The following is a 13,498-nucleotide window of genomic DNA, read 5'->3' as shown; positions in this document are numbered from 1 at the left end:
GATAACTTTTAACTATAAATTGGGTCAAGAATGAGTCAGTCTCCAGATCAATTTGCTAAAGAAACCCTGCCTATCAGCTTAGAAGACGAGATGCGTCGTAGCTACCTCGATTACGCCATGAGCGTGATTGTGGGGCGTGCGCTTCCCGATGTGCGTGATGGTTTAAAGCCTGTGCACAGACGCGTACTGTTCGCCATGCACGAGCTGTCCAATGACTACAACAAGCCTTATAAAAAATCTGCCCGTATTGTCGGTGACGTAATCGGTAAGTACCATCCGCACGGCGATACCGCGGTGTATGACACGATTGTGCGTATGGCGCAGGACTTCTCACTGCGCTACATGCTGGTCGACGGCCAGGGTAACTTCGGTTCTGTGGATGGCGACAATGCGGCGGCGATGCGGTATACAGAAATCCGTATGTCCAAAATTGCGCATGAATTGCTGGCGGATATCGAAAAAGAAACCGTTGATTTTGGCCCTAACTACGACGGCAGCGAGCAAGAGCCGCTGATTATGCCAACGCGTATTCCTAACCTGCTGATTAACGGCAGCTCAGGCATCGCGGTGGGGATGGCGACTAACATTCCACCACACAACCTCAATGAAGTGCTCAACGCCTGTTTTGCACTGCTGAAAAATCCTGAAATCAGTGTGGATGAGCTGATTGAGTTTATCCCGGCGCCAGACTTTCCGACAGCGGGCATTATTTATGGCACGGTGGGCGTGAAAGAAGGCTACCGTACGGGCCGTGGCCGTGTTGTCATGCGTGGCCGTACCCACTTTGAAGACCTGGAAAAAGGTGGTCGTCAGTCCATCATTATTGATGAATTGCCATACCAGGTTAACAAGAAAACACTGATTGAGAAAATTGCCGAGCTGGTAAACGAGAAAAAAATCGAAGGTATTTCTGACCTGCGTGACGAGTCCGACAAGTCAGGCATGCGAGTGGTCATCGAGCTCAAGCGCGGCGAAGTGCCAGAGGTGATTTTAAACAACCTCTACAAACAAACACAGTTGCAAGATACCTTCGGTATGAACATGGTGGCGCTGATGGATGGCCAGCCACGTTTGCTCAACCTGAAACAGATGCTGGAAGCCTTCTTGCGCCATCGCCGCGAAGTGGTGACGCGTCGTACCGTGTTCGAACTGCGCAAAGCGCGTGATCGCGGTCATGTGCTGGAAGGTCTGGCTGTGGCACTGGCCAACGTGGACGAGATGATTGCGATCATCAAAGCTGCGCCAACGCCGCCAGAAGCGAAAAAAGAATTGATGGCACGCAGCTGGAACTCACCAGTGGTCGAGGAAATGCTTAAACGTGCGGCCATGGAGGCCTCGCGTCCAGAAGGCTTGTCGGTAGACTTTGGTATGACGCCAAAAGGCTACAAGCTGTCTGATGTGCAGGCGCAGGAAATTCTGCAAATGCGCTTGCAACGCCTGACTGGCCTGGAACAAGACAAGATCGTCAATGAGTACAAAGAAGTGATGGATATCATCGCTGACTTGCTGGATATCCTGGCCAAGCCAGAGCGCGTGACGGCGATTATTGTCGAAGAGTTGAACGAGATCCAGAAACAGTTTGGTGACAAACGTCGTTCCGAGATTGAGCAAAATACGCAGGACTTGTCACTGGAAGACCTGATTACGCCGCAAGATGTCGTGGTGACTTTATCGCACACCGGCTATGTCAAATCCCAGCCGTTGGATGAATACCGCGCACAGCGTCGTGGTGGCCGTGGCAAACAGGCCGCTGCGACTAAAGAAGATGACTTTATCGACAAGATGTTTGTGGCGAATACCCATGATTACATCCTGTGCTTTAGCAGCCGCGGCCGTGTTTACTGGCTGAAGGTATACGAAGTGCCACAAGGCAGCCGTGTCAGCCGTGGTAAGCCGATTGTGAACCTGTTCCCGTTGGAAGAGGGCGAAAAAATCAACGCCATCCTGCCAGTGAAAGAGTTTGACGAGAATCACTACGTGTTTATGGCGACCGCCAAGGGCACCGTGAAGAAAACTGCACTGACTGAGTTCGCTAACCCACGTAAGTCCGGCATTATCGCGATTAACCTGGATGAAGGGGATTACCTGATTGGTGCTGAAGTGACCAATGGCCAGAACGACATTGTGCTGGTATCTAATGGCGGTAAAGCGGTGTGGTTTACTGAGGATGATGTACGTCCGATGGGTCGTGCAACGCGTGGTGTACGTGGCATGAAACTGGCCGCTAAACAGCAGGTGCTGTCCTTGCTGATTGCTGAAAATGACCAGCAGTCGGTGTTAGTTGCTACCGAGAACGGTTACGGTAAGCGCACAGTGTTGTCAGAGTTCCGTCACTCTGGCCGTGGTACCCAAGGCGTGAAAGCGATTGCCATCAGTGAGCGTAACGGCTTGGCCGTGGCGGCTAGACTGGTGACGGCAGAAGACGAAATCATGCTGATTACCACCGGTGGTGTATTGATCCGCACCCGCGTGAAGGAAATCCGCGATATGGGCCGTGCAGCACAAGGCGTGACCTTGATTAACCTCGGTGAAGGTGAGAAGTTGTCCGGTCTGGAGAAAATTGTCGAGACCGACGATGATGGTGACGAGACTGAAGAATAAGCATAGCGAAAAATAAATACACGCATGAAGAAAATCTTTAATTTTTCTGCCGGTCCGGCAGTGCTGCCTAAACCTGTGTTGGAGCGCGCGCAAGCTGAAATGCTAGACTGGCATGGCTCCGGCATGAGCGTGATGGAAATGTCGCATCGCGGCAAGGAATTCACCAGCATCCTGGAAAAAACCGAAGCTGATTTGCGCAAGCTGCTGGCTATTCCAGCCAATTACAAAGTGTTGTTCTTGCAGGGGGGGGCGATTGCCGAAAATGCCATCATCCCCATGAACCTGCTGAATGGCAAGTCTGCGGATTATGTGGTCACTGGCTCCTGGAGCAAGCGTAGCGTAGAAGACGCAAAAGCCTACGGTCAGATTAATATCGTTGCCAGCGCGGAAGCAGGTGGCTTTACCACCGTACCCGCTTTTACCGACTGGAAGCTGAACAAAGACGCGGCTTACGTGCACTATTGCACCAACGAAACCATCAACGGCGTTGAGTTTCTGGAGGTGCCCGACACGCATGGTGTGCCAATTGTGGCGGATATGTCGTCACATATCCTGTCGCGCCCGATTGATGTTTCAAAATATGGTGTGATTTATGGCGGTGCACAAAAAAATATCGGCCCGGCTGGCTTGTGCCTGGTGATTGTGCGTGAAGACTTGCTTGAACAGGCGTCACCACTGACCCCGGCGGTATTCCATTGGAAAACCCAGGCCGATAACCAGAGCATGATTAACACGCCACCCACCTATAGCATTTATATTGCTGGTCTGGTATTCGAGTGGTTGCTGGCGCAAGGCGGTGTGGAAGCCATTGAGCAAATCAATATCGCCAAAGCCAATTTGTTATATAACTGCCTGGATCAAACCGAGTTTTATAGCAATGACATTGAACCCGCTTACCGCTCACGCATGAATATCCCGTTCCGTTTACGTGACGAAAGCCTTAATGACGCCTTTTTGAAGGCTGCTGATACGCGTGGCTTACTGCAATTAAAAGGCCATCGTTCCGTCGGTGGCATGCGTGCCAGCATTTACAACGCCATGCCGATTGAAGGCGTGCAGGCATTGGTCGAATTCATGCAGGAATTCGAAAAAAGTCACTCATAAAACACTTTAAATACTCATTTTAAATGTCTGATTTATTAAAACAATTTAGAGATAAAATTGATGCGATTGATACGCAGGTGCTGACGCTCGTCAATGAGCGCGCAGCGCTTGCACGCGAGATCGGGCATTTGAAAGATGATGGTGTCATTTATCGACCTGAGCGCGAAGCGCAAGTCATACGGCGCCTGCAGTCTGAAAACCAGGGCCCCTTGTCATCTGAGGCGGTGAGCCATCTTTTCCGTGCCGTCATGTCCAATTGCCGTGCCCTTGAAAAAGAACTTTCTATTGCCTTCTTGGGACCGTTAGGCACCTACAGTGAAGAAGCAGCGCTCAAGCAGTTTGGCGAGGGCCGCCAGGCCGTGGTATGTGCAAGTATTGATGAAGTATTCCGTACCGTAGAAGCGGGACAGGCTGATTATGGCGTGGTGCCGGTTGAAAACTCCACCGAGGGTGCCGTGGGCATTACTCTGGATTTGCTACTATCTAGCCCCTTGCAGGTGATCGGTGAAATCACTTTACCTGTGCATCACTGCCTGTTATCTGCGCAGCAGGATATCCGTCAGATCAGCCATGTGTTTTCGCATGCGCAATCTTTGTCGCAATGCCATGAGTGGTTAAACAAACACTTACCGAATGCGGCACGTGAAGCGGTCACCAGCAATGCGCGTGCCGCCCAGATGATTCATGAGCTAGTCGCCAGTGAAGGCACGTTTGCGGCGGCCATTGCCAGCAAGCGTGCAGCTGAACTGTTTGATTTGCATATCCTTGCTGAAAATATCGAGGATGACCCGAAAAATACCACACGCTTCTTAGTTGTGGGCAATCACGCTGTTGCCCCTTCCGGCCAGGACAAAACGTCACTGGTTATGAGCGCACACAACAAGCCCGGTGCCGTGTTGCAGTTGCTCGAGCCATTTTCACGCCATGGCGTCAGCATGACCAAGCTGGAGTCACGCCCATCGCGTCAAAACTTGTGGAATTACGTGTTCTTTGTGGATATTGAAGGCCATCAGCAACAGCCTGCCGTACAGGCGGCACTGAAAGATCTTGCTGAGCGCGCCACTTTACTCAAAGTGTTGGGCTCTTACCCAACCGCTATTATTTAAAGCACTCTATGTCGTCATCCGTCTCTTTAGCAGCGTTAGCTCCAGCCAATATTCGTGCCATTGCGCCATATCAAGGTGGCAAGCCTATCAGTGAATTAGCCCGTGAAATGGGCCTCAATGAAACCGATATCGTCAAGCTGGCGTCTAATGAAAACCCCTTGGGCATGAGTCCCAAAGCACAAATGGCGCTAGAAGAGGCCATTTATGAGATTGCGCGTTATCCGGATGGCAACAGCTTTGCCTTGCGTGATGCCGTGAGCCACAAATACGGCGTGCAACCGGCACAAATTGTGTTTGGCAATGGTTCCAATGACATACTGGAGCTGGCAGCACGTGCTTTCCTGACGGCAGGTGATGAAGCGATTTATTCCCAGCATGCGTTTGCCGTATATCCCTTGGTGACACAAGCGGTAGGCGCGCAAGGTGTGGTAGTGCCTGCAGTAGACTTTGGCCATGACTTACCTGGTTTTTTAAAGGCAATTACGCCTAAAACCAAATTGATTTTTGTGGCCAATCCGAATAATCCAACCGGCACACTGATTAGCAAAACCGATTTGAAAGCCTTTTTACAGCAAGTGCCCAAACACATTCTGGTCGTGCTGGATGAAGCTTACGATGAATATTTGTCTTCAGTCGATAAGTCTGAGGCGATATGCTGGCTGACTGAGTTTGAAAATCTGATTATTTCACGTACGTTCTCGAAAGCTTATGGCCTGGCTGGCTTACGCGTGGGGTTTGGCCTGATGCATGCCACGCTGGCTGACTTGATGAACCGCGTGCGCCAGCCATTCAATGTGAATAGCCTGGCGCAGGTGGCCGCAACCGTCTCATTGCAAGATGAGGACTTTGTGGCACGCAGTTATGCTGCTAATCAAGCTGGCATGACGCAGATCACGCAGGGGCTGGAGCAACTGGGCCTTAGCTATATTCCGTCTTATGGCAACTTTGTCAGTTTTAAAGTGACCAACGCCAGTGCCGTCAATCAGGCTTTGCTCAAGCAAGGCGTGATCGTACGCCCGGTGGCCAATTATGAGATGCCGGATTATTTGCGCGTCAGTATTGGTTTATTTAGCGAAAACGCACGCTTCCTCGAAGTGCTGGAAAAGATTTTGAAGTCATGACTGTATACGAAAAATTAGCCACTGATGATGTACGGGTGCTGGAGATCAAGCCACTGGTAAAACCGGCGGAATTGTTGTCGCGCCTGCAGGAAAGTACGGTCAGCACACAAAACATCCTCAAAACACGCACTGCGATTCACCATATTTTGCATCAAGGTGATGATCGCTTGCTGGTGATTGTCGGACCATGCTCGATTCACGATACTGACGCTGGTATGGAATATGCCAAACGCTTGCTGGACGTGCGTACACGGCTGGCCGGTGAGTTGCTGATTGTCATGCGTGTCTACTTCGAGAAACCACGCACCACCGTGGGCTGGAAGGGCTTGATCAACGATCCGCATCTGGATGGCACTTACGACATTAACCAGGGCCTGGAAAAAGCACGCCGCTTTTTGCTGGATGTGAATGAGATTGGCATGCCGGCAGCAACCGAGTTCCTGGATGTGGTATCGCCGCAATACACGGCAGACTTGGTCAGCTGGGGCGCCATTGGTGCGCGCACCACTGAGTCACAGATTCACCGTGAACTGGCATCTGGATTATCCTGCCCCGTGGGCTTTAAAAACGGTACTGACGGTGGTGCCAAAGTGGCGATAGACGCGATTAAAACCGCAGCCAGCCCGCACCACTTTTTGTCGATGACCAAAGAAGGTGAATCGGCCATTTTTGCGACCAAAGGCAATGAAGACTGCCATGTGATATTGCGTGGTGGTAAAGCCCCTAATTATGATGCGCAAAGCGTGGCCGCCGTGTGCGACCAGTTAGCCGATGCAGGCCTGGCGCCGGTGCTGATGGTCGATTGCAGTCACGGCAATAGCCAGAAACAATATAAAAACCAAATCGCCGTGGTGGATGATGTGGCTGCGCAAGTCTCTGCTGGCGATGCGCGCATTATCGGCGTGATGCTGGAGTCGCACCTGAATGAAGGCCGCCAGGACCATTCACCAGGCTGTAGCCTGAATTATGGCCAGTCGATTACCGATGCCTGCCTAGGCTGGGATGACTCTGTGACTGTACTGGAAACACTGGCTGCAGCAGTCAAAACACGCCGCGAAAAGCATGCTTCAGAAGAGTAATCCATCGTTTTAATCAAAGCCGCGCCAGTGAGCGCGGCTTTTTTATGGGGGTTATCTCGCAAACAAGCATGCGCTCATGAAAATCATGAGCAGGGAATCATTGTCAGTTGCAGGCTGTTCATGCAACGCATGCGTATGATGCCAGTCTTACTTAACAGACATTGCAGGCCAGCGTTGCGCCAGGTTTGCGATGGATGCAGTAGTCACAAACAATTGTTGTATGATGAGGCTTGGTACTCTCTTACAACCATGAATTAACAGAATTGAATAACGAGCGATTATGCATATACACGTATTAGGGGCTGGGGCAGGCGGTGGCTTTCCACAGTGGAACTGTAATTGTCCAAATTGTGACGGTTTGCGCAAAGGCACCATCAAGGCCAAACGCCGCACTCAGTCATCGATTTGTGTTTCCAGCAATGGCGTAGATTGGGTGTTGTTTAATGCGTCCCCCGATGTGTTGCAGCAAATCCAAGAGTTTGCACCCTTGCAACCAGGCCGTGCCGTGCGTGATAGCGGTATTCAGGGCATTGTGCTGATTGACGCGCAAATTGACCATACTACCGGCTTGTTTATGCTGCGCGAAGGCCAAGTCAAACGTGAGATTTACTGCACGAAAATGGTCTATGAGGACCTCACCACCGGTAACCAGATCCTGAATATCCTGGGCCATTATTGCGGTGTCAATCACCACGAAATCGCGATTGATGCCAACGATGTGAGCAATGCGCACAGCTTTGAGATCCCCGGAGTACCTAACCTGCGCTTTACCGCGGTGGCATTAAAGAGTGCCGCACCGCCGTATTCCCCACACCGTAACGACCCGCATCCGGGTGACACCATAGGCGTGCTGATTGAAGAAATTTCTACCGGCAAAAAATGCTGGTATTCACCTGGCCTCGCAGAAATTGAGCCGCATTTGCCACCATTAATGCATCAGGCCGATTGCATTATGGTGGATGGCACATTCTGGACCAATACCGAAATGCTGGATATGGGCTTAATGACCAAAACTGCGCGCAGTATCGGCCATAACCCACAATCTGGCCCGGGCGGCATGATAGAAGAGTTGGACAAGTTTGGTATGGATAAAGCAGTGCGTAAAGTGCTGATTCATATCAATAATACCAACCCGATTTTAAGGGAAGATTCCGCCGAGCGTGCAACTCTCAATGATCACAAGATCGAGGTGGCGTACGACGGCATGGACATCATTCTATAGGAGAACAAAATGAACGCAGTGACTCAGGCACAGTTGCCATGGACCCGTGAAGAATTTGAGGCCAAGCTTCGCGAAAAAGGGCAGGGGTACCATATTTATCATCCGTTTCACGTGATGATGTATGAAGGCAAACTGACTAAAGAACAATTGCAATGCTGGGTCGCTAACCGTTTTTATTACCAGATCGCGATTCCGATGAAGGATGCGGCGATTTTATCCAATTGCCCGGACAAAGAAGTGCGTAAACAATGGATAGTGCGTATTACTGATCATGATGGCGTAGATGACCAGATTGGCGGTATTGAAGCCTGGATTAAGCTCGGCGAAGCTGTTGGCCTGACCCGTGAGCAAGTGACCAGCCTGGAGCTGGTGTCACCAGGCGTGCGTTTTGCGGTGGATGCCTATATCAATTTTGCCAAACAGCGCCCCTGGCAAGAGAGCGTTTGCTCCAGCCTGACCGAGTTGTTTGCGCCACACATCCATCAGCAACGTATCAGCTCCTGGCCGAGCATGTATCCATGGGTTAAGGAAGAAGGCCTGATGTACTTTAAAAAACGCCTGACCGAAGCGCGCCGCGATGTCGAGCAAGGCTTAAGCGTCACGCTGGATTACTTCAGTACCTCACGCGAGATGCAGATGAAGGCATTGGAAATTTTGCAATTTAAACTGAATGTACTGTGGGTGATTGCAGACTCCATTATGCTGGCTTCGACCGAGATTAAAACCGAAGGGCGTGATTATCTGCGTCAGCCGGTCATCAACATTGAAAATTAAATGACCGACAAGTCAGCGCATTAGAAAGTAGACATATGGAAAACAATATTCAACACGCGGACATTTACGCGATTGCCTTACACCATCGCTTTCAATGGGAAGAGGCGCAGCAAAGCTATGTCATCCTGTTTCCGGAAGGCATGGTCAAGTTGCATGGTGGCGCTGGCGAGATTCTCAAGCGCGTGGATGGCAAAGCGAGTGTTGGCGATATTGTGGCTGATTTGAAAACAACCTTTCCGGATGCCGAAGACATTGAGAGTGATATTTTAGGCATGTTTGACCTGGCCGTTGGTAAAGCCTGGTTGCGCAAGCTGAATTAATCCGCAAGGAGGGCATCATGGCACAGTTAAATAATGGTGTAGCAGCAAGCGTCACACAAAAGCAGCCTTTGTGGTTATTGGCTGAGGTGACTTATCGTTGTCCGCTGCATTGTGCGTTTTGTTATAACCCAACCGATTATGACAAACACACCAAAAATGAATTAACGACCGAGCAATGGATCAGCGCCTTGCGTGACGCCCGTAAAATGGGCGCCATCCAGTTGGGCATTTCAGGCGGCGAGCCCCTGCTGCGTGATGACATTGAAGAGATTGTCGCTGAAGCACACAAGCTGGGCTATTACAGCAACCTGATCACTTCTGGCGTGGGCCTGACTGAAAAGCGTATCCAGGCCTTTAAAGAAGGTGGCCTGGATCACATCCAGCTTTCCATGCACGATGTGACTGAAGACATCAGCAACTTTATTACCAATACGCGTACCTTTGAGCTCAAGAAAAAGGTCGCAGCCATGATCAAATCGCATGGCTATCCCATGGTGCTCAATGTGGTGATACACCGTTACAACATTGACCAGGTTGGCAAGATCCTGGAAATGGCAGAAGCATTAGGCGCGGATTATGTCGAGCTAGCCAATACGCAGTATTACGGCTGGAGCCTGGTGAATCGTGATCAATTGATGCCTACGCGTGAGCAGTTAGATCGCGCAGAAGCAGCGACCAATGCGTTCAGGGAGCGCGTGGGCAATAAAATGAAGGTATTCTTTGTGGTGCCTGATTACTTTGCTGACCGGCCCAAAAAATGCATGAATGGCTGGGGCGAAGTGTTCATGATCGTGACTGCCAATGGCGATGTATTGCCCTGTCATTCAGCCCGTGTGTTACCAGGCATGACGTTCCCCAATGTGCGCGAAAATGGCCTGGAATGGGCCTGGAAAGAGTCGCCAGCGTTTACTAAATATCGTGGCATGGAGTGGATGAAAGAGCCTTGCCGTAGCTGCGATGAAAAAGAGAATGATTTGGGCGGCTGCCGTTGCCAATCCTACTTGCTCAGTGGGGATGCAGAAATGGCAGATCCGGTATGTACCAAGTCCCCCAACCGTCATTTGATTGATGAAGCCTTGGTAAATTCACAAAACCCCTTGGTCCGTGAGCAGCCCATCATTTTCAGAACGGACAAGAACTCCAAAAAATATGTCGAGGGTGACAAGGAAAGAATCGCGCAATTTCATGCCTTGCCTTAAGGCTGCTCATAGCGCAGGTATTGTGGCTTATAATCTTAAAGGTGCCTGAGGGCACCTTTGCTTTTTTTACAAGGTTGTTCATGTTGATATCCCGTTCTTCTACCCTGGTGCTGGTTTTGGCTGGGCTGGCTGCTTTAGCACCGTTTGCGATTGACACCTATCTGCCTGCTTTCCACGTGATGGCCGCTGAGTTTGGCACCGATGAACTGGCCATCCAGCAAAGCCTGACCTTGTATTTATTGCCTTATGCCGTGATGACTTTATGCCACGGCACCATTTCAGATGCTATTGGACGCATCACCACCATTAAATGGGGATTGGCTATTTTTGCACTGGCGAGCCTGGGCTGTGCGTTTGCGCCGAATGTGCAGACCTTATGGTTATTCCGTGCATTACAAGGCGTGAGCGGCGGGGCAGGGAATACGGTGGCGCGCGCCATGGTGCGCGATCTGTTTTCGGGCGCGCAGGCACAGCGGGTGATGGCGACCGTGCAACTGTTGTTCGGCATCGCGCCAGCCGTCGCGCCGATTTTAGGTGGCGTGTTGTTGGGCATACACTGGCAGGCGATATTTATCTTCTTATCTGTTTATGCGGCGATTGCACTATGGATGGCGGTGCGCTATCTGCCAGAAACCATGACGCCGGAAAAGCGTATTGTTTTTTCTGTGCAAGGCATCATCGCTACCTACGGCAAGATGCTTAAGCACAAGGTATTTCTAGGCCTGATCGCTTGCCTGGGCTTGAACTTTTCCGCATTTTTTATTTATGTGCTGGCCAGTCCGGTGTTTTTGGTCAAACATTTGCATTTAAACAGCCAGCAGTTCGGTTACCTGTTTATTCCCACGGTGACGGGCATGATGCTAGGCTCCTGGATCTCACGGCATACTGCGGGCAAAGTGGCGCCCGCGCGTATTTTATACTGGGCATTTGCCTGGATGGTATTGATTGCCAGTTGTAATGTGGGCTTGCAGTGGTGGGCTAGCACTAGCGTGCACATTGCCTGGTGGCTGGCCATTATCCCAATTGCCTTGTTTAATGTGGGGATGGCCGCGGCCATGCCTGTATTGTCGATTGCCGCGCTTGATTGCTATCCAGCATTACGCGGCACGGCCGCCTCAGCGCAGGCCTTTATGCAAATGCTATGCTCAACCTTGAGCTCGGCACTGATTGTGCCTTTGGTCTGGCATTCCACACTAACATTAGCGGCTGCCATGCTGGCGATGACCTTGCTGAGTAGCCTGTTGTTATTGCTGGCGCGCCAGCCCAAGTAGCCCGTTGTGGTAAACACACACTAAGCGCAAGCGCGGAAATGTGGGGGATTTACCAATTTCATTACATGTTTGATCGACGATCACCTGATTTAAGATGAAACTGTCAATGCCCGTTAAATAATCAGGCATTATTCAGAATCAATCAGGGGAGTGAATCATGGAAATGACCAGAGAAGAAGAAGCTCGTAAAGCTTACGTCAAATTGCTGACCGGACAGGGTGTGAGTGAGCGTGTGCTGGTACAACGCGAGTTCATTATTATTCGAGTCAGTGCTTTTCTAAAAGATATCCCTTGTGATGGCAGCCATTACCGACATGCCGTCGACCGTTTTATTGCCAGCATAGACCCTGCTGAAATTCCAAGCATCCTGCCGGTCATTCGCGAGTTTTTCTCATTCTGGGTGCGTGATATCAAAGCCATTGCGGCGATGAGCCAGGCCAAAGTATTCAATGGCAGTACGCCGGTGGCAATGGTGACACAGGATGAATTATTCAAGCATTGGTATGACCTGGATAAAACAGCCATGACCAGCCATGAAACACAAGTCATGGACGCTTTTGAGCAAGTCACGCTGGTGCGGGGCTTTGAGCCTGCGGTGTTTAAAGAGCGTATGCGCATGGCAAAATGCCTGTTGCTGTCTTTGCGCCACATTTCACACAAACAATCCCATAGCTACCGCCAGATGGTGGACAGAAACCTGCCATTGTTTAATGCGCTGGGTTCGCAGCACACATTCCTCAGTGTCTCTCGTGAGTTTTATTATTTTTGGCGTGGCGACATGTTGAAGCCACAAGCTGAACGCGTTCATACATCGCCAGCCCGTGAAATGGCAATGGCTGCCTAAGCAGCCATTGTGTCAACAACAAAACCTAGCCGCCAGCCTTAGCGCTGGCGAATTTTTTGCAGGATCAAGGCAGATAACTCTTCAATCGAACGGCTAGTCGAGTCTGCCCAGGGGATGCCTGCACTGCGCATCATGCCTTCAGCAATTTCAATTTCCTTGCGGCAGTTATCCAGTGAGGCATAAAAACTGTCCGGGCGACGCTCATTGCGTACAGAGTGCAAGCGCTCAGGCTTAATGGTCAGGCCGAAAATCTTGTCGATATTCTTTTGCAGGGCGGCAGGTAAAGCGCCACGCTCAAAGTCTTCTGGAATCAACGGGTAGTTGGCCGCCTTGATGCCAAACTGCATGGCCAGGTAAATGCTGGTCGGCGTTTTGCCGCAACGGGAGACACCAATCAGGATTACTTCAGCTTCATCGAGGCCGGTATTGGTCATCCCGTCATCATGGTTCAGCGTGAAATTAATCGCTTCCATACGCTCTGAGTAGCTGTTGCCCATGGCGCTGTAAGCGATACTGGCGCCAGTGAGAGGCTCCTGGTTAAGCTCTGAGCCCAGCGGGTAAATAAAACGGTGGAATAAATCAATAAAGTAGGCGTTGGCCTGCTTAAGGTGATTGCGGTGTTCGCCATTGCCGACGGACATAATCACAATCGGGCGAATACCATCCTGGTCTGCAATTTTCTGGATATGCTCGAAAGCAGCTTGCACCTTCTCGTCATTGTCAGTAAAGGGCAGGCGAGTGGTGGTGAATTTGGTATTCGGAAAATGTTCCAGCAATTTGCTTAAGGCACCTGCCGTAATCCCCGTACCATCAGAAATAATAAACACAGAACGGTGATTCATACAGATGCCTCAAGT

General features: G+C 50.7%; 12 protein-coding genes. 11 read left to right on the top strand and 1 reads right to left on the bottom strand.

Features of this window, described 5'->3' with window-relative positions; genetic code table 11:
- The first annotated feature begins 30 nt into the window (after window positions 1-30).
- From gyrA to INP78_RS09990, 11 genes are all read left to right on the top strand, one after another.
- The gene (gene gyrA / locus INP78_RS10040; protein ID WP_194742043.1) at window positions 31-2,601 is read left to right on the top strand and encodes a DNA gyrase subunit A; all 2,571 of its coding nucleotides are present in this window, start codon (window positions 31-33) and stop codon (window positions 2,599-2,601) included.
- Between the two features lie 24 nt (window positions 2,602-2,625).
- Window positions 2,626-3,705, top strand: coding sequence for a 3-phosphoserine/phosphohydroxythreonine transaminase (gene serC / locus INP78_RS10035; protein WP_194742042.1), 1,080 nt, complete (start codon window positions 2,626-2,628; stop codon window positions 3,703-3,705).
- 23 nt (window positions 3,706-3,728) lie between these two features.
- A complete protein-coding gene (gene pheA, locus INP78_RS10030) occupies window positions 3,729-4,811 on the top strand; it encodes a prephenate dehydratase (RefSeq protein WP_194742041.1) in 1,083 nt (360 codons plus the stop codon).
- An 8-nt stretch (window positions 4,812-4,819) separates the two neighbouring features.
- The gene (gene hisC / locus INP78_RS10025) at window positions 4,820-5,932 is read left to right on the top strand and encodes a histidinol-phosphate transaminase (protein ID WP_194742040.1); all 1,113 of its coding nucleotides are present in this window, start codon (window positions 4,820-4,822) and stop codon (window positions 5,930-5,932) included.
- On the top strand, window positions 5,929-7,011 hold the full coding sequence (locus INP78_RS10020) for a 3-deoxy-7-phosphoheptulonate synthase (protein WP_194742039.1): 1,083 nt from the start codon (window positions 5,929-5,931) through the stop codon (window positions 7,009-7,011). Before hisC ends, INP78_RS10020 begins: the two co-directional genes overlap by 4 nt.
- Window positions 7,012-7,291: 280 nt before the next feature.
- Window positions 7,292-8,233, top strand: coding sequence for a pyrroloquinoline quinone biosynthesis protein PqqB (gene pqqB, locus INP78_RS10015; protein ID WP_194742038.1), 942 nt, complete (start codon window positions 7,292-7,294; stop codon window positions 8,231-8,233).
- A gap of 9 nt (window positions 8,234-8,242) precedes the next feature.
- Window positions 8,243-9,007, top strand: a complete 765-nt coding sequence (gene pqqC / locus INP78_RS10010) for a pyrroloquinoline-quinone synthase PqqC (RefSeq protein WP_194742037.1) — start codon at window positions 8,243-8,245, stop codon at window positions 9,005-9,007.
- 35 nt (window positions 9,008-9,042) lie between these two features.
- Window positions 9,043-9,327 (top strand): pyrroloquinoline quinone biosynthesis peptide chaperone PqqD, encoded by a 285-nt coding sequence (pqqD, locus tag INP78_RS10005; RefSeq protein ID WP_194742036.1) that lies wholly within the window; start codon window positions 9,043-9,045, stop codon window positions 9,325-9,327.
- Between the two features lie 17 nt (window positions 9,328-9,344).
- Window positions 9,345-10,526 (top strand): pyrroloquinoline quinone biosynthesis protein PqqE, encoded by a 1,182-nt coding sequence (pqqE, locus tag INP78_RS10000; protein ID WP_194742035.1) that lies wholly within the window; start codon window positions 9,345-9,347, stop codon window positions 10,524-10,526.
- Between the two features lie 80 nt (window positions 10,527-10,606).
- Window positions 10,607-11,797, top strand: a complete 1,191-nt coding sequence (locus INP78_RS09995) for a multidrug effflux MFS transporter (protein ID WP_194742034.1) — start codon at window positions 10,607-10,609, stop codon at window positions 11,795-11,797.
- 157 nt (window positions 11,798-11,954) lie between these two features.
- Window positions 11,955-12,641, top strand: a complete 687-nt coding sequence (locus INP78_RS09990; protein WP_194742033.1) for a hypothetical protein — start codon at window positions 11,955-11,957, stop codon at window positions 12,639-12,641.
- Window positions 12,642-12,679: 38 nt separating this feature from the next.
- Here INP78_RS09990 and INP78_RS09985 read toward each other — a convergent pair whose 3' ends face one another.
- Window positions 12,680-13,483 (bottom strand): pyruvate, water dikinase regulatory protein, encoded by an 804-nt coding sequence (locus INP78_RS09985; RefSeq protein WP_194742032.1) that lies wholly within the window; start codon window positions 13,481-13,483, stop codon window positions 12,680-12,682.
- Between the last annotated feature and the right edge of the window lie 15 nt (window positions 13,484-13,498).

Origin of the sequence: Methylophilus sp. 14, from assembly GCF_015354345.1 — a bacterium.
Lineage (GTDB): Bacteria > Pseudomonadota > Gammaproteobacteria > Burkholderiales > Methylophilaceae > Methylophilus.
The sequence above is the reverse complement of the archived record's forward strand: the minus strand, read 5'-3'. Positions and strand labels throughout refer to the sequence as shown.